This window comes from Marinovum sp. PR37, assembly GCF_028807375.1.
Lineage (GTDB): Bacteria > Pseudomonadota > Alphaproteobacteria > Rhodobacterales > Rhodobacteraceae > Marinovum > Marinovum algicola.
Map to the genome: position 1 here is coordinate 43,003 of NZ_JARAML010000022.1, position 16,136 is coordinate 59,138.

Here is a 16,136-nt window from a genome sequence, read left to right on the forward strand (position 1 = left end):
CGTATTCCGGGAGAAAGGTCACAATCTGGTCACGAAATGATACCCTCACTTGCACAGATTCGGGCCGCTTTGGCCGGGACCATCATGATAAACATGAGCTTGCAGGTATTTGGAAGGCGAGCACACGATGGTACAGACAAATAAAATCCTGACCGTCTCTTACGGCACATTTTCGTGCACGTTGGAAGGGTTCGACGAATCCTTCGAGACCATGAAGGCAATTGCAGAATACTTCCGCGACCTCGCGTCGGATGACCGGTATTTCGGGGCAGAGCCGCCCACGCCAGACGCCGAAATGCTGGCCCGGATCGCGGAAAAGGAAATTTCGCGCCGCGTCGAGGCCCGGTTCGAGGATGACGGCATCGTGCTGCGCCCCTCGCTGGCCGCTGCCGCCGAGGCCGAAACCGCGCCGCAGCAGGCCGCGCCACAGAGACCCGCGCCGGAACAGCCCGCAGCCGCCAAAGCCGAAATCGCAGCGCCCGCCGCCCCGTCGGAGCCGGCCCCCGCCGCCGTGACCGAAGCGGTGAGCGACGCCGGGCTCGACGACGAACTCGAGACTATGTCCGCCGCGCTCGAGGTTCACGCCGAGCCGGAAGCCGAGACTGCGATCACGCCCGAGGCTGCCCCGGTGCAAGAGGCCGCGCCGGAAACGGTGGAAGCGGTCAGCGACGTCCCGGCAGAGCCACCGAAGACCGAAGCGGTCGACGATTCCGCCGTCGCCGCCGCCAAGCCCGATCGCATGCCGGAATCGATTGCCGACAAGCTGGCCCGCATCCGCGCCGTCGTCTCTGCCAGTTCCCCGGCGGCCGCGCCGGCGGCCCCCGAAACCGAAGCCGTGCCCGCGACCGAGAGCGCCGAAGCCGCGCCCGAGACCATGGTCGACCTGGTGATCGGAAATGTCATGTCGACCCTGGCCTCCGGCGACGCCGAGGACCGGCTGACCGACGCCCCTGAGATGCAGGACGTGGCGGTGACCGAAGTCACGCTTGACGGCATTGCGGACCTGGTGCCCGCCAAACCCGAAATCGAACCGGCCGAAGAGATGGACGGGGATGCCGCGGCGCCGGAAGCCGAGGCGGAACCAGAGGTTACCGCCGCCGCCGAACCCGAATCCGCGCCGGAAGCCGAGCCTGCGCCCGCGCCGAAATCCGAGGCCGAGCCCGCGCCGGTCGCGCCGCGTCGTGTGGCCCCGCGCCGTCCGGTCCGGGTGGTCAAGGTCAAGCGCCGCGCCGTTGAAACGCCGCCGAGCAGCCTGTCGCAGGACGACGAGGCCGAGCTGATGCGGGAGCTGGCCGAGGTGGAGGCCGAAATCGGCACGCCCGAGGCCGAGGCACCTGCGGCCGGGGCCGGCGCGCTCGAGGTCTCCGACGTGGTCGAGGACACCCAGCGCGCGGTGCGCGCCATGTCGCGCCGCGACCGCCGCGAGAATTTTGCCGGGGAAGAAGGCGACGTGTCGCGCCTGTTGGCGGCCACCGACGAGCAGTTGCAAGAGCCCGAAGGCCGCTCGCGCCGCAATGCCATCGCGCATCTGCGCGCCGCCGTCGCCGCCACCCGCGCCGATCGCAGCAGCGAGAGCCGTCATGACGAAAGCGATCCGCGTGGCGCCTATCGCGACGACCTTGCCGCCGCTGTCCGCCCGCGCCGCACCGCCTCGGCCGAGCCCGATCCCGAGCTGCCGCGCGTCGCGCCGCTCAAGCTGGTGGCCGAACAGCGCGTCGACCTGCCGGAAACCGAGCTGCCGGCACCCGGCGCCGTGGCCCAGACCGTGCGTCCGCGCCGTGTGTCGATGCCGCTGGAACGCGATGACGACGACAGCGCCGGCGGTTTCGCCAGCTTTGCCGAAGAGGTGGGCGCCAACCGTCTTCCCGAGCTGCTGGAAGCGGCCGCCGCCTATATGTCCTTTGTCGAGGGCCGCGACGAGTTCTCGCGCCCGCAGCTGATGACCAAGGTGCGCCAGGTCGACACCGGCGACACCAGCCGCGAGGACCGGCTGCGCAGCTTTGGCCAGCTTCTGCGGGATGGCAAGATCGAAAAGGTGCAGGGCGGGCGCTTTGCCGCCTCGGACAGCATCGGCTTCCGCCCCAAGGATCGCGCCGCCGGATAAGGCTCGCGGATATCGTACAAAAGGCCGGGGCAAGCGCTCCGGCCTTTTGCTTTTGTATCAACAGTTTGGCACGTTGACCGCCAGCCCGCCGAGCGACGTTTCCTTGTACTTTTCGTGCATGTCGGCCCCGGTCTGGCGCATCGTCTCGATCACCGCATCGAGCGGCACGAAATGGTCTCCGTCGCCGCGCAGCGCGAGACTTGCGGCGGAGACCGCCTTGATCGCACCCAGCCCGTTGCGCTCGATACAGGGCACCTGCACCAGCCCCTTGACCGGATCGCAGGTCATTCCCAGATGATGCTCCAACGCGATTTCCGCTGCATTCTCAATCTGTTCCGGCGTGCCCTTCATCGCCGCGCAAAGCCCGGCGGCGGCCATGGCGGCGGCCGAGCCGACCTCGGCCTGGCAGCCGGCTTCGGCGCCGGAAATCGAGGCATTGTATTTCACCAGCCCGCCAATCGCCGAGGCGGTGAGCAGGAAATCCGGCACGCCTGCGCGCGTGGCGCCCGGCACATGGTCGAGCCAGTAACGGATCACCGCCGGCACCACCCCCGCCGCGCCATTGGTGGGCGCGGTCACCACCTGATTTCCGGCGGCATTCTCTTCGTTGACCGCCATGGCATAGGCGCTCATCCAGTCGTTGATCGTATGTGGCGCCGAGAGGTTGCGGCCGCGCTCGGCCAGCAGCGCCTCGTGGATATTCTGCGCCCGCCGCCGGACGTTGAGCCCGCCCGGCAGGGTGCCGCCGCTTTCGAGGCCGCGATCGATGCAGTCGTTCATCACCTGCCAAATCCGGTCGAGGCCCTTCTCCAGCCGGTCGTGCCCGCCGCGCGACACCTCGTTGGCGCGCTTCATATCGGCGATGGATTTGCCGGAAGACGCCGCCATTTCAAGCATTTCCGAGGCGCTCTTAAAGGGGTAGGGCACCGGCGGCCCATCGTCCTTGTCGCGGCCTTCGGCCAGTTCGGCCTCGGTCACCACAAAGCCGCCGCCAATGGAATAATAGGTTTCCGACAGGATCACGTCGCCTTGGGCGTCGCGCGCGCGCAGGACCATGCCGTTGGCATGGCCGGGAAGATTGGGGCCGAAATCGAACACCAGATCGTTCTTGGGATCAAAAGAAAGCGTTCCGAGTCCCTCCGGGCAAATGGTTTTTTCACTCTGGATACGGGCAAACTCGGCCTCTGCGCGGGCGGCATCATAGCTTTCAGGGGTAAAGCCGGCCAGGCCGAGGATGGTGGCGCGGTCGGTCGCATGACCGACGCCGGTAAAGGCGAGAGACCCGTGAAGAGTCGCCTGTAAGCCTTTGAACTCAAACGGAGAGCCGCGCATCGTCTTGAGGAAACGCGCGGCGGCGACCATGGGGCCCATGGTGTGCGACGAGGACGGGCCGATGCCGACCTTGAACATCTCGAAAACCGACAGAAACATCAAAAGCTCTCCCTTGCGCGGGTTGGCGGGTTCGGGACGAGTGGTACAGCCCGGCTCAGAGATTCCAAGGGCGGAAAGCGACGTCTTGCGCGGCTTTGCGGCCGTGGGAGCAGCGCAAACGCCCCGAAGATCACGCAAAACTGCGCGAATCCGGGAAAATGCGTGCCGAAACGGTCTCGCAACCCCACCGGCGATTTCCTATAACTCCGCGAAGCTTGAGGGAGTCGCTCACAATGTCCGGAGAATTGTCGCCAATTGACAAGGCCAAGTTCGTGGCCGCCAAACGTGCATCCGACCTCGTCGAGGATGGCATGCGTGTCGGCCTGGGAACCGGCTCCACCGCCGCCTGGCTGGTGCGCTGCCTGGGCGAACGGGTGCGCGAGGAGGGGCTGCGGTTTCGCGGCGTGCCGACCTCGACCCGCACCGCCGAGCTGGCTCGCGAGGTGGGGATCACCGTCATCAGTCTCGACGAGGCGCGCTGGCTCGATGTCACCATCGATGGCGCCGATGAATTCGACGGCAACTTCAACCTGATCAAGGGCGGCGGCGGCGCGCTGTTGCAGGAAAAGATCGTCGCCACGGCCTCGGATCAGATGGTGGTGATCGCCGATGCTGCCAAGCGGGTCGAGCACCTGGGGGCCTTTCCGCTGCCGGTCGAGGTGATCCCCTTCGGCTGGCCGACGACCCAGGCGCTGATCGAGGAAATGCTGGTGTCGATGGATGTGATGGGCCGCAATTCGACGCTGCGGATGACGGGCGACGCGCCATATGTTACCGATGAGGGCAACCACATCCTCGACCTGCATCTCGGCCGGATCGGCGACCCGCGGCAATTGTCGCTGGTGCTCAATCAGATCCCCGGCGTTGTTGAAAACGGGCTTTTCGTGGATATCTGCGATACGGTGATTGTGGGTTTCGGCGACGGCCGCATCGAGTTGCGCGACATCAACACCGGCGAAACCGAGAATGAACGCCTCGATTTCGTGGAAAACGAGAACATGTTCGCCGACCTCGGCGACTGGAAACGCGATTAAGGGATCCTTCATGGAATTTGACTACGACCTGTTTGTCATCGGTGGCGGCTCCGGTGGCGTCCGCGCTGCACGGGTTGCGGCGGGTGAAGCCGGCGCCAAGGTCGCTCTGGCCGAGGAAGACCGCTATGGCGGCACCTGCGTGCAACGCGGCTGCGTGCCGAAAAAGCTGATGGTCTTTGCCTCGGGTTACGGCGTCTCGGCCAAGGAGGCGCAGGACTACGGCTGGACGATGATGGCAGGCGGCTTCGATTGGCCAAAGTTTCGCGGCACCCTGGAGTCCGAACTTGACCGGCTGGAAGGGGTCTATCGCAAGATCCTGGCCAACAACGGTGTCGAGACATTCGACGCCCGCGCCCGGATCTCCGATCCGCATACGGTGGAGCTTTCGACCGGCGAGACAAAGACCGCCAAACATATCCTTGTTGCCACCGGCGGCTGGCCGGTGCGGCCGGATATCCCCGGCGCGGAGCTGGCGATCACCTCGAACGAGATCTTCCATCTCGACGTGTTGCCGGAACGCATGCTGATCGTCGGCGGTGGCTATATCGCCTGTGAATTTGCCTGCATCATGAATGGCTTGGGCGTGAAGACCACGCAATTCTATCGCGGCGCGCAGATCCTGCGGGGCTTCGACGAAGAGGCGCGCGGGCTGGTCTCGGAAGAGATGATTCAGAACGGTGTCGATCTGCACCTCGGCACCAATGTGCTCGAGATGAAGAAGGTCGACGACGGCATCTGGGTCAAGGCCACCAACGGCCAGGAATACACCGTCGATCAGGTGATGTTCGCGACCGGCCGGGCGCCCAATTCCAAGGATCTGGGCCTCGAGGAAATCGGCGTGAAGCTGGGCCGCGGCGGCCAGATCGAGGTGGATGAATACAGCCAGACGGCGGTGCCCTCGGTCTATGCCATCGGCGATGTGACCAACCGGGTCAACCTCACCCCGGTGGCGATCCGCGAGGGCATGGCCTTTGTCGAGACCGTGTTCAAGGGCAACCCGACGCCGGTCGATCACGAGATGATCCCCAGCGCGATCTTCACCCAGCCCGAGATGGGCACCGTGGGCTTGAGCGAAGAGGCGGCGCGCGAGCGCGAGCCGATCGAGGTCTATTGCACCTCGTTCCGGCCGATGCACACCGCCTTTATCGGCAAGTCCGACCGGGTGATGATGAAGCTTGTGGTCAGCCAGGAGAGCCGCAAGGTTCTGGGCTGCCACATCGTGGCGCCGCAGGCCGGCGAGATGATCCAGCTGGCCGGCATCGCCGTGAAGATGGGGGCGACCAAAGAGGATTTCGACCGGACCGTGGCGGTGCATCCGACCATGTCCGAAGAGATCGTGACCATGCGGACTCCGGTACGTACGGGTTGAATATGACCGTCCGCTCCCCGATTTTAGGGAGAGGACAAGAGATGAAGCGAACCTGAAGGGAAGAGCGGAAATGGCAGGCAATTCTGGCGGACCCTGGGGCGGTGGCTCTGGCGGCTCGGGTGGATCGGGCGACGACAGGCGCGGCTCCGGCGGTGGCAAGAGGGGCGGCGGACGTCGCCCCGGCGACGGCGAGAACCCACAGATCCCCGAGATCGACGAATTGATGAAGAAAGGCCAGGAGCAGCTTCGTGTGCTCATGGGCGGACGCGGCGGCGATGGCCGTCAGAACGGCGGCGGCGGCGGTGGCGGCCGGGGCAATGGCCCGATGCTGACCCGGGGCACCATCGGCCTCGGCATTGTCGGCGCGGTGATCCTCTGGGCGATGGCGAGCTTTTATACCGTCAAGCCCGAGGAACAATCGGTCGAGCTGTTTCTCGGCGATTACTCCAGCACCGGCAGCCCCGGTCTGAACTTTGCGCCCTGGCCTCTGGTCACCGCCGAGGTCATTCCGGTGACCCGAGAACAGACCGAAGACATCGGCGTCGGCGGCCGTGGCAGCGATGCCGGCCTGATGCTGACCGGGGACGAGAATATCGTCGACATCGATTTCCAGGTGGTCTGGAACATCAACGATCCGGCGAAATTCCTGTTCAACCTGCGCCAGCCGCAGCCGACCATCCGGGCGGTGTCGGAATCGGCCATGCGCGAGATCATTGCGCAATCCGATCTGGCGCCGATCCTCAACCGCGACCGGGGCGTGATCGCCGCGCGGCTTCAGGATCTGATCCAGTCGACGCTCGACAGCTATGACAGCGGCGTCAACATCGTCCGTGTCAACTTTGACAAGGCCGACCCGCCGACGCCGGTCATCGCGGCCTTCCGCGATGTTCAGGCCGCCGAGCAGGAGCGGGACCGTCTGCAAAACGTCGCCGACGCCTACGCCAACCGGGTTCTCGCCGAGGCGCGGGGTGAAGCCGCGCAGCTTCTCGAGCAGGCCGAAGGCTATCGCGCCCAGGTGGTGAACGAGGCCGAAGGTGAAGCCAGCCGCTTCTCTGCCGTCTTGCAGGAATACGAAAAGGCGCCGGAAGTCACCCGCCGCCGCCTCTATCTCGAAACCATGGAGCAGGTGCTGGGCCGGGTCGACAAGATCATCCTCGACGAAAACGGCGCCGGCGGCCGGCAGGGCGTTGTCCCCTATCTCCCGCTCAATGAACTGCGCCGCAACACCGCCACCACCAATACCGGAGGGTCCAACTGATGCGGAGAACCACCTATCTTCTGCCCGTCGCCGTGGTCGCCCTGATGGTGGCCCTGTCGGCGGTGTTCATCGTCGACGAACGCGAAAAGGCGCTGGTGCTGCAATTCGGCCGCGTGGTCGCGGTCAAGGAAGAGCCGGGGCTGAACTTCAAGCTGCCGCTGATCCAGGACGTGGTGCGCTATGACGACCGTATCCTGAGCCGCGATGTCGATCCGCTCGAAGTGACGCCGCTGGATGATCGCCGCCTGGTGGTCGATGCCTTCGCGCGCTACCGGATCGCCGATGTGAACCAGTTCCGCGAAGCCACCGGTGCCGGCGGCGACCTGGCGATCGAGGTGGCCGGGCAACGGCTCGACTCGATCCTGCGGTCGCAGACCCGGGAAATCCTCGGTTCGGTCTCGTCCAATGATATCCTGAGCTCCGACCGGGCCGCGCTGATGCTGCGGATCCGCAATGGCGCGCTGGAGGATGCCCGCGAGCTGGGCCTCGACCTGCTCGATGTGCGGCTCAAGCGCACCGACCTGCCGGCGGAAAACCTCGATGCGACCTTTGCGCGGATGCGCGCCGAGCGTGAACGGGAAGCGACAGACGAACGCGCCCGCGGTAACGAGGCGGCACAGAGGGTGCGCGCCCAGGCAGACCGGACCGTGGTCGAGCTGACCTCGGATGCGGCCCGCCAGGCCGAGATCATCCGCGGTGAGGCCGACGCCCGTCGGAACGGCATCTTTGCCGCGGCCTTTGGCGAAGACCCGGAGTTCTTCGAGTTCTACCGGTCGCTTACCGCCTATCAGCGTGCCTTGCAGGAAGGCAATTCGACGCTGGTCCTGTCGCCCGACAGCGATTTCTTCAACTATCTGAAATCCGACACCGGGGCGCAGGCCGACCGGCGGCGCGATACGGCCGCGGCCCCCGCGGCTGAGGTCTCGGCCGAGGAGGCATCCGAAGCGGCGCCCGCCGACGCGCCGGCGCCCGAAACGACCCCCGCCCCCGAGGCACCGGTCGACGACAGCGGCGACGCGGCCGTGACGCAATGATCGAAACCGCATTTCTGGCCCTCGGGCTGGTCTTGATCGTGGAGGGGCTGGCCTATGCGCTGGCCCCTTCGCTTGTGGAGCAGCTGCTGGAAGCGTTGCGCGCCCTGCCGGAGACCCAGCGCCGCAACCTCGGCCTGCTGGCACTGGTGCTCGGCGTGCTGATGGTCTGGATCGCCAAGACGCTGGGCGGATGAGGTCTGCCGCGGATGTGATCGTGGGCCGGTTGCGGATGTGTTACTTTCTTCACGATCAAATCACAGGTGGTTGAAGGCGCGAGAGTTCCTTTGTTTGTGGCTTTTGAGTACCTACATTGGCACTGGTTATTCAGGCAGTGACCGCGGCGTGCGGTCAAACAGGAGGAGTTCTTCAATTGAGACCCCAATTCAATGCAATTGCCCGAGCAGAGCACCAGACGCATCCCGCGCGTCTGCGCATGCTGTGGATGCTGGGCATCTCGGTGATGTTCGTGCTGACCCAAGCGCTGGCTGCCGCGGCGCGCGGCGCACCTGACAGCTTTGCCGATCTGGCCGAAAGCATCAGCCCGGCCGTGGTCAACATCACCACCACGACCACCGTCGCCGGCCGCACCGGCCCGCAGGGCATCGTTCCCGAAGGTTCGCCCTTCGAGGATTTCTTTCGCGAGTTCCAGGACCGCAATGGTCAGGGGCAGGGCGACCGGCCGCGCCGGTCCTCGGCGCTGGGTTCGGGCTTCGTGATCTCTGAAGACGGCTTCGTGGTCACCAACAACCACGTGATTGACGGCGCGGACGAGATCCTGATCGAGTTCTTCGGCGGCCGGGAGCTGCCGGCCGAAGTGATCGGCACCGATCCCAAGACCGACATCGCGCTGCTCAAGGTCGAGGCCGATGCGGCGCTGCCCTTCGTCAGCTTTGGCGACAGCGACACCGCCCGTGTCGGTGACTGGGTGATGGCCATGGGCAACCCGCTGGGTCAGGGCTTTTCGGTCTCGGCCGGCATCGTCTCGGCCCGCAACCGCGCGCTGTCGGGCACCTATGACGATTACATCCAGACCGACGCCGCGATCAATCGCGGCAACTCGGGCGGCCCGCTGTTCGACATGGACGGCAATGTGATCGGCGTGAACACCGCGATCCTTTCGCCCAATGGCGGCTCGATCGGCATCGGCTTTTCGATGGCGTCGAACGTGGTGACCAAGGTCGTCGACCAGCTCAAGGAATACGGCGAGACCCGCCGTGGCTGGCTTGGCGTGCGCATCCAGGACGTGACAGAGGACGTGGCCGAGGCCATGGGGCTCGAGACCACCTCCGGCGCGCTGGTGACTGATGTTCCCGAAGGCCCGGCGATGGAAGCCGGCATGGAAGCCGGGGACGTGATCGTCAAGTTCGATGGCCGCGACGTGAGCGACACCCGTTCGCTGGTCCGGCAGGTGGGCAACACCACCGTCGGCAAGTCGGTTCTGGTGGTCGTCAATCGCGAGGGCAAGACCCAGACGCTGAAGGTGACCCTGGGCCGCCGCGAAGAGGCCGAAGGCACCGCGGTGCCGGCCTCGCAGCCGCTGGAAGAGACCGCCCCGGCAGAGGCCGAGATTCTCGGCCTCACCGTCTCGCCGATGAACGACGAGCTGCGCGGACAGCTCGAGCTGCCGGCCAGCGCCGAGGGGCTGGTGGTGACCGATGTCGACGAGATGTCGGAAGCCTATGAAAAGGGCCTGCGCGCCGGTGACGTCATCACCGAAGCCGGCCAGCAGAAGGTGACCGAGATCGCCGCCCTGGAAGAGCAGATCGAGGCCGCCCGCGAGGCCGGTCGCAAGTCGCTGCTGCTGCTGGTGCGGCGCGCCGGTGACCCGCGCTTTGTGGCGCTTGGTCTGGAAGAATGATCTCGCACGTTGCGTGAGACCGAAAGGGGGCGTCCTGCGGGGCGCCCCCTTTTTGTTTGTGGCTCAGCCCAGCTCGACCGCCGCCAGCCCCAGCTCGCGGGCGGTCTCGATCGTCAGCAGCGCCGTTTCGACCCCCTGCGCCCGCTGATAAAGCCGCAGCGCGGCCTCGGTGGCGGGGTTGATCTCGCCCGAGATCGCGCCATCGTATTTGCCGCGCACCTGAAGCGCGCGTTGCAGCGAAGCGACGAATTCCGGCGTGATCTCCTCGGCGCAGAGCGTCTCGAAGACATATTCCCGGCGCGGGGTGACGATCTCCTGCTGAATCTCGGTGGCATAGATTGCCGGCGCCAGCAGCGAGCCGTCGGCATTGAGGATGGCGGGCTGTTCCAGCACCTGCGCGGTGCGCGTCTCGAGTACGGCCGGCGTCACGTCGCGGGCCCAGCAACTGCCGGGCCGCGCTCCCGCGGGGGCGGGCACCCGGGCCCGCTCCAGCGCGGTAAAGGCAAAGCGGGTGGGGGGATCGGGGGGCGGAGCGCAACTGGCCAGGGCAAGACAAAGCGCCACACCAAGCGGCGCGACGCAGGCCCTGCGGGATGCGGTGCGGTGGATCATCTGCTTCTGCCTCTTGCCCTCTGCCGGGGGCTTTGGGGCAGGTTAGCGGCTTTGGCCCGGGGCGGAAAGCGGGACGGATGGCGGGGCGGCACCTTCGCCGGGATCTGTGACATCGAGAAGACTGTCGAGCATGGCCGAGATGTCCTCGACCTCTTCGGCGATCACATGGATCACCCCGGCCTCGCGCTGCACCCGGCCGGTGACGCGCAACAGGCGGCCGGCGATCACCGCCCGGCGAAACCGTTCGTAGAGCTTGCGCCAGACGATGACATTGACCACCCCGGTCTCATCCTCCAGCGTGACAAAGATCACCCCCTTGGCCGTCCCGGGCCGTTGCCGCAGGATCACCAGCCCCGCCACGGTGACCCGCGCGCCCTCCGGCGGTTCGACCAGCCGCGCGGCCTGAAGCGCCGCCGGCGGACGGGGCCAGTCCTCGCGGCCAGAGACGCCCGGACCGGAGGCGCCCGGACCGCCGCGGGAGGGCCCGGAGCGAACCGGACGCGCCGGGTCGGAGAGAGCAGAGCCGGAGGGGGCAGCACGCAGGATCTTCATGAGAACGAATATAGAACATTCACACCTCACCGCAAGTTGCAAGAGGCGGGGTCGCAAAAGGGGATGAAACACCATAAGAGGCTTTGCTAACACCAAGGCGAGATTCCGAAAGAGGGCAAGGCATGGCGAAGATCACCTATATCGAGCACAACGGCACCCGGCACGAGGTCGACGTGGCCACCGGGCTGACCGTGATGGAAGGCGCGCGCGACAACAACATTCCCGGCATCGAGGCCGATTGCGGCGGCGCCTGCGCCTGTTCCACCTGTCACGTCTATGTCGACAAGGCCTGGACCCAAAAACTGCCGCCGATGGATGCCATGGAAGAGGACATGCTCGATTTCGCCTACGAGCCCGACCCCGAGCGCTCGCGGCTGACCTGTCAGCTCAAGGTCTCCGACGACCTGGACGGCCTGGTCGTCCAGATGCCGGAGAAACAGATCTGAGCGGCGCGCCGCGTCACCCGCTGCGCCCCCGGCGCGGCCCCGCCCGCGGCGCTTGGCTGGCGGCAGCCCTGTGGCTGGCCGGGGCTGCCGCGGCACAAACACCGGACGAGCCGCCCTGTGGCGAGAGGCCGATGCAGGCCAGCTATGGCGCGCCGACCGATCGCTATCCGCATGGCGTGCTGGGCGACGATCTGGAATGGGGCAGCTTGCAGGTCACCTGCGGCGGCAGCCGCCACAGCGTGGACCTGCCCGAGGCCCTGGTCTTCGAGGATGTCGCGCCGCGGCTGGCGCAGCTTGACGGGCAGGGCCCGCCCGAGGTCATCGTGGTGGAAAGCCACCGCGACCGGGGCGCCCGGCTGGCGATCTGGGGGCTGGACGACGGCGCCTTGCAACGCCGCGCCGCGACACCTTTCATCGGCACGCGCTTCCGCTGGCTGGCGCCGCTGGGCGCCGCGGATCTCGACGGCGACGGCAGGATGGAAATCGCCTATGTCGACCGGCCGCATCTGGCGCGTGTGCTGCGGGTCTGGCGCTATGAGGCCGGGGACGGGCTGCGCGAGGTGGCGCAGCTGCAAGGGCTCAGCAACCACCGGATCGGCGCGCCCGACATTGCCGGCGGCATCCGCGACTGCGGCCAGGGCCCCGAGATGATCCTCGCCGATGCGCAGTGGCGCAGGCTGGTCGCCGTCACCCTGAAGGACGGCACGCTTACCCGCAGGGATCTCGGCCCCCACCGGGGCCGCGACAGCTTTGGCGCCGCCATGGGCTGCGACCGACCCCGCTGACGCAGCCCGGCTCTTCCTCTTGCCGAAAATACCCTCGGGGGAGTCCCGCAGGGACGGGGGCAGCGCCCCCATCCCCGCTGCGGCATCAGTCCCAGCAGCTCACCAGGACCGCCATTCCGCGCGCCTTGTTGGTCAGATCCTCCGGCGCCATCTCCGCGCCGCCCGGCGCCATCCGCGCCGTGACGCCGGCCTGCCGCATCGCCGCCTCCAGCGCGCTGGCATCGGCGGCAAAGCTGACCTCCTCGGGCAGCCTCCGACCGTCGCCGTCGCGCGGCAACAGCATGCCGATCACCGCGCCCGAGCGGTCCATCACCGGCCCGCCGGCATCGCCGGGCAGGGCCGAGAGCGCCACCCGGTCGAGCGCGTCCTCGCCGTTCAGCCCGCGCAGATCGACCAGCGTCCCAAAGGTCATCGAGGGCGCGCCCAGCACACCTTCGTAGGAAAAGCCCGCAACCGCGATCTCGGATTGCAGGCGCGGCGAGGCGCTGGCCAGTTCGGCCACCTCCAGCGGCGCCAGGGCGCTCTGGGGCGTCAGCAGGGCCATGCCCAGCGCGGTGTCGGTCGCGGCGACACGCGCCTCGGTCGTGCCATCGAGCGTGACCCGGGTGCAGCCCTCGACCGCCTCCAGGGTGGTCAGCACGGTGCCATCCGCCGCGACAAAGAACCCGGTGCGCGACACCCGCGGCTTGCGGATTTGCAGTCCCGACAGCAGGTCGACCGACTGGCTGTCATCGACCCCCAGGTCAGACGGCAGCACGCCGGCGAGGCGGGTGAAACTCTCCGACATCTCCTGAAGCACCCGCGTCCGGCGGTCTTCGTCGCCGGCCGGCCAGACCAGCATGAACCCCTTGATCTCGCCGTCCCGCAGGCTGACCTCGGTGTGCGAGACGATCTCGTCATTGCGGCCGGTGATGCTGAAACCGTCGTCGCGGCGCTCGCGCGGGCCGTCAAGCGGCACGACTTCCAGGGTTTGCAGGATGTCGTAGAGACCGAACAGGCGGCGCCGGTCACCGGCCTGAGAAATCAGCAGCACCTGGGCCGGCAGATCGCCGGTGGCCGCATAGCGGGCAAAAGGCGCCTCATGCGCCTCGAATGCCACCACGCCCAGCGGCAGCAGCATCTCGATCCCGGCCTGGCTGTCGGTGACCTGTTGCAGGTCCATGCCCTCGAGCACGGCATTGTATTGCTGCAAGGCCTGGGCCCGCTGGCGGGTGGTCATCACGCCGGTGGCCTCATGGCCGTTGGCCTCTTGCCAGGCTGCCATGGCGCGGCGGGTGCCGGCGCCATAGGCGCCGTCGATGGCGGCATTGTAAAAGCCGGCCCATTGCAGCGCGACTTGCAAGTCGCGTTTCTCCTGGCCGGTCATCTGCGCCTCGCTGCGGCGGGCCTGGGCCAGGGTTTCCTCCGGCACCTCCGGGGCGACGGGCGCCGCCTCTGCCGCCACCTCCGCCGCCTGGTCATCCGGCAGGTCCGAGGTCTCGACCGGCGGCGGTGTGGTCTGCGCATCGGCGCCCACCGGCCAGAACTGGCGTTGCAGCGACTGCGCGCCGACGACAAAACTGTCCCGCGGCACCCGGCCCCGGGCACGCAGTTGGCGCAGCTCGCCATTGGCGGCATTGCGCGAGGCATAGGGCCCGAGCGCCACCGCATACCAGCCCGATCCCACGGCAAATCCGTTCACATTGGGCAGAAATTCGGCGTAATCGCGCACCCGGTCTTCGGCCTCGAGTAGGCTGGGCAGCGCCTCGATCTGAATCCAGGCCCGGTTGTCCTGGGCGATGGCGGCGCTCAGGGAAAATACCAGCGCGCAAAGGGTGGCAAAAAACAAACGTGTCATATGTGTGGGTCGTCCTGGCCTGCATATCTGTCGTATCGAACCAGTGTAGAGCATGGCGGCCGGCTTGCACGTTGAAAGTGGCGGATTTCCGCTTTTGTCACGTGATCGTCAGTCCAGGGTTGCCGCAATGCCGCAGGGCACTATTTGCCGCCAATCCGGGGCCTCTGATTGACCCTCGCGCCGCATCCGCCTAAGCAGGCGCAAAGCTTGCAAAGGCCATGACATGACACGCGACACCGCCACCAAACCGCGCTCTTTCCAGGAGATCATCCTGCGGCTCCAGGCCTATTGGGCCGAGCAGGGCTGCGCCGTGATGCAGCCCTATGACATGGAGGTCGGCGCCGGCACCTTTCACCCCGCCACCACCCTGCGGTCGCTCGGTTCGAAGCCCTGGGCCGCGGCCTATGTTCAGCCCTCGCGCCGCCCCACCGACGGCCGTTACGGCGAGAACCCGAACCGGCTTCAGCATTACTACCAGTATCAGGTGCTGATCAAACCCAGTCCGCCCGATCTTCAGGCGCTCTACCTCGGTTCGCTGCAAGCCATCGGCATCGACATGGCGCTGCACGATATCCGCTTCGTCGAGGATGACTGGGAGAGCCCGACACTGGGCGCTTGGGGCCTGGGCTGGGAGGTCTGGTGCGACGGCATGGAAGTCAGCCAGTTCACCTATTTCCAGCAGGTCGGCGGCCATGATTGCCACCCGGTCTCGGGCGAGTTGACCTACGGGCTCGAGCGGCTGGCGATGTATGTGCTGGGCATCGATCACGTGATGGACATGCCCTACAACGATCCCCAAACGCCGATCGCGCTCAGCTATGGCGACGTGTTCCGCCAGACCGAGCAGGAATATTCCCGTTGGAATTTCGATGTGGCCGACACCGAGGTGCTGTTGCGGCATTTCGAAGAGGCCGAGGCGGAATGCGCTCGCATCCTTGAGGCGCCGCACCACGATCCCAAGACCGGCAAGCGCATCGTCATGGCGCATCCGGCCTATGACCAATGCATCAAGGCCAGCCATATCTTCAACCTGCTCGACGCCCGGGGTGTGATCTCGGTCACCGAACGGCAGGCTTATATCGGCCGGGTCAGGACGCTGGCCAAGGCCTGCGCCGATGCCTTCGTGCTGACCGAGGCGGGCGGCCATGTGGCGGAGGCCGCAGAATGAGCGGCCGGATTATTGCGGGGGTGATCGTCTTGGTGGCTTTGGTCGCGGGCGCGCTGGTCTACTACATGCAGATCTATGCCTTCTACTCGCCGGTGGCCGCCAACGGTCAGGATGACGTGCAGCTTGTCTCGCTGACGTCCGGCGTGCCGGAGCCGATCGTCTATGACGCCTTCGAGGCGATCGACGCCGACAGCTCGCCGATCCGCTACCGCGCCTGCTTCACCACCATCCACAGCCTCGCCATGCTGACCGAGACCTATGAAATCTACGACGATGCCGAGCCGCGCATTGCGCCCGGCTGGTTCGACTGTTTCGACGCCGAGGCCATCGGCGCCGCGTTGGCGGCCGGGGACGCGCTGACCTTTCTGAGCCAGAAGAACGTGGCATATGGCGTCGACCGGGTGGTGGCGATCACCGATGACGGGCGCGGCTTTGTCTGGCACGAGCTGAACGACTGCGGCGACAAGGCCTATGACGGCACCGTGGTGGGCGAGGAATGCCCCCCGCGCGAGAATTCCACCGACTGAGCACGGTGCACCGGCCTCCCGCGTCGAGCCTTCGGCAGAGGTGCCCGGCCCGGCCAGAAGATGGGATAGCGATTTCGCCGCTATCGGCTTGCCGTGCAGGGGCAGGAGCATTAAGCACCGG

General features: G+C 66.6%; 15 protein-coding genes. 11 read left to right on the plus strand and 4 right to left on the minus strand.

From position 1 onward, the window contains the following. Positions 1-127: 127 nt before the first annotated feature. Entirely contained in the window at positions 128-2,104 is a 1,977-nt protein-coding gene (locus tag PVW49_RS17080; RefSeq protein WP_274591115.1) for a chemotaxis protein CheA, read from the plus strand. Positions 2,105-2,161: 57 nt separating this feature from the next. On the opposite strand, the gene PVW49_RS17085 is transcribed toward PVW49_RS17080, so the two are convergent. Further along, a complete protein-coding gene (locus tag PVW49_RS17085) occupies positions 2,162-3,535 on the minus strand; it encodes an L-serine ammonia-lyase (protein WP_274565260.1) in 1,374 nt (457 codons plus the stop codon). A gap of 233 nt (positions 3,536-3,768) precedes the next feature. Here PVW49_RS17085 and rpiA point away from each other — a divergent pair, with 233 nt between their 5' ends. The 6 genes from rpiA to PVW49_RS17115 all read left to right on the plus strand — a co-directional run bounded on the left by rpiA (position 3,769) and on the right by PVW49_RS17115 (position 10,088). Further along, the gene (rpiA, locus tag PVW49_RS17090) at positions 3,769-4,569 is read left to right on the plus strand and encodes a ribose-5-phosphate isomerase RpiA (RefSeq protein WP_074838549.1); all 801 of its coding nucleotides are present in this window, start codon (positions 3,769-3,771) and stop codon (positions 4,567-4,569) included. A 10-nt stretch (positions 4,570-4,579) separates the two neighbouring features. Then, entirely contained in the window at positions 4,580-5,938 is a 1,359-nt protein-coding gene (gene gor / locus PVW49_RS17095) for a glutathione-disulfide reductase (RefSeq protein ID WP_048532155.1), read from the plus strand. 70 nt (positions 5,939-6,008) lie between these two features. Continuing rightward, the gene (hflK, locus tag PVW49_RS17100) at positions 6,009-7,196 is read left to right on the plus strand and encodes an FtsH protease activity modulator HflK (RefSeq protein ID WP_274565259.1); all 1,188 of its coding nucleotides are present in this window, start codon (positions 6,009-6,011) and stop codon (positions 7,194-7,196) included. Next, a complete protein-coding gene (hflC, locus tag PVW49_RS17105) occupies positions 7,196-8,230 on the plus strand; it encodes a protease modulator HflC (RefSeq protein ID WP_274591116.1) in 1,035 nt (344 codons plus the stop codon). Before hflK ends, hflC begins: the two co-directional genes overlap by 1 nt. Continuing rightward, a complete protein-coding gene (locus PVW49_RS17110; protein ID WP_048532152.1) occupies positions 8,227-8,424 on the plus strand; it encodes a DUF2065 domain-containing protein in 198 nt (65 codons plus the stop codon). Before hflC ends, PVW49_RS17110 begins: the two co-directional genes overlap by 4 nt. A 239-nt stretch (positions 8,425-8,663) precedes the next feature. Then, positions 8,664-10,088 (plus strand): DegQ family serine endoprotease, encoded by a 1,425-nt coding sequence (locus tag PVW49_RS17115; protein WP_074838545.1) that lies wholly within the window; start codon positions 8,664-8,666, stop codon positions 10,086-10,088. A gap of 63 nt (positions 10,089-10,151) precedes the next feature. Here PVW49_RS17115 and PVW49_RS17120 read toward each other — a convergent pair whose 3' ends face one another. Next, positions 10,152-10,700, minus strand: coding sequence for a peptidoglycan-binding domain-containing protein (locus PVW49_RS17120; protein ID WP_074838543.1), 549 nt, complete (start codon positions 10,698-10,700; stop codon positions 10,152-10,154). 42 nt (positions 10,701-10,742) lie between these two features. Further along, the gene (locus PVW49_RS17125) at positions 10,743-11,093 is read right to left on the minus strand and encodes an OB-fold nucleic acid binding domain-containing protein (RefSeq protein WP_274591129.1); all 351 of its coding nucleotides are present in this window, start codon (positions 11,091-11,093) and stop codon (positions 10,743-10,745) included. A gap of 281 nt (positions 11,094-11,374) precedes the next feature. Between PVW49_RS17125 and PVW49_RS17130 the strand changes: the two genes are divergently transcribed. Both PVW49_RS17130 and PVW49_RS17135 read left to right on the plus strand, forming a co-directional pair. Further along, a complete protein-coding gene (locus tag PVW49_RS17130; protein ID WP_074838540.1) occupies positions 11,375-11,698 on the plus strand; it encodes a 2Fe-2S iron-sulfur cluster-binding protein in 324 nt (107 codons plus the stop codon). Positions 11,699-11,829: 131 nt separating this feature from the next. Continuing rightward, a complete protein-coding gene (locus PVW49_RS17135) occupies positions 11,830-12,483 on the plus strand; it encodes an FG-GAP repeat domain-containing protein (RefSeq protein ID WP_274591117.1) in 654 nt (217 codons plus the stop codon). An 85-nt stretch (positions 12,484-12,568) separates the two neighbouring features. Here the strand turns inward: PVW49_RS17135 and PVW49_RS17140 are convergent, their stop codons facing one another. Further along, complete coding sequence (locus PVW49_RS17140; RefSeq protein WP_274591118.1) at positions 12,569-14,320, minus strand: trypsin-like peptidase domain-containing protein; 1,752 nt, start codon at positions 14,318-14,320, stop codon at positions 12,569-12,571. Positions 14,321-14,543: 223 nt separating this feature from the next. On the opposite strand from PVW49_RS17140, the gene PVW49_RS17145 reads away from it, so the two are divergent. Next, positions 14,544-15,488 (plus strand): glycine--tRNA ligase subunit alpha, encoded by a 945-nt coding sequence (locus PVW49_RS17145; RefSeq protein ID WP_074838535.1) that lies wholly within the window; start codon positions 14,544-14,546, stop codon positions 15,486-15,488. Beyond that, positions 15,485-16,015, plus strand: coding sequence for a DUF6446 family protein (locus PVW49_RS17150; RefSeq protein WP_074838532.1), 531 nt, complete (start codon positions 15,485-15,487; stop codon positions 16,013-16,015). The genes PVW49_RS17145 and PVW49_RS17150 overlap by 4 nt, the downstream gene beginning before the upstream one ends. Positions 16,016-16,136 lie beyond the last annotated feature (121 nt).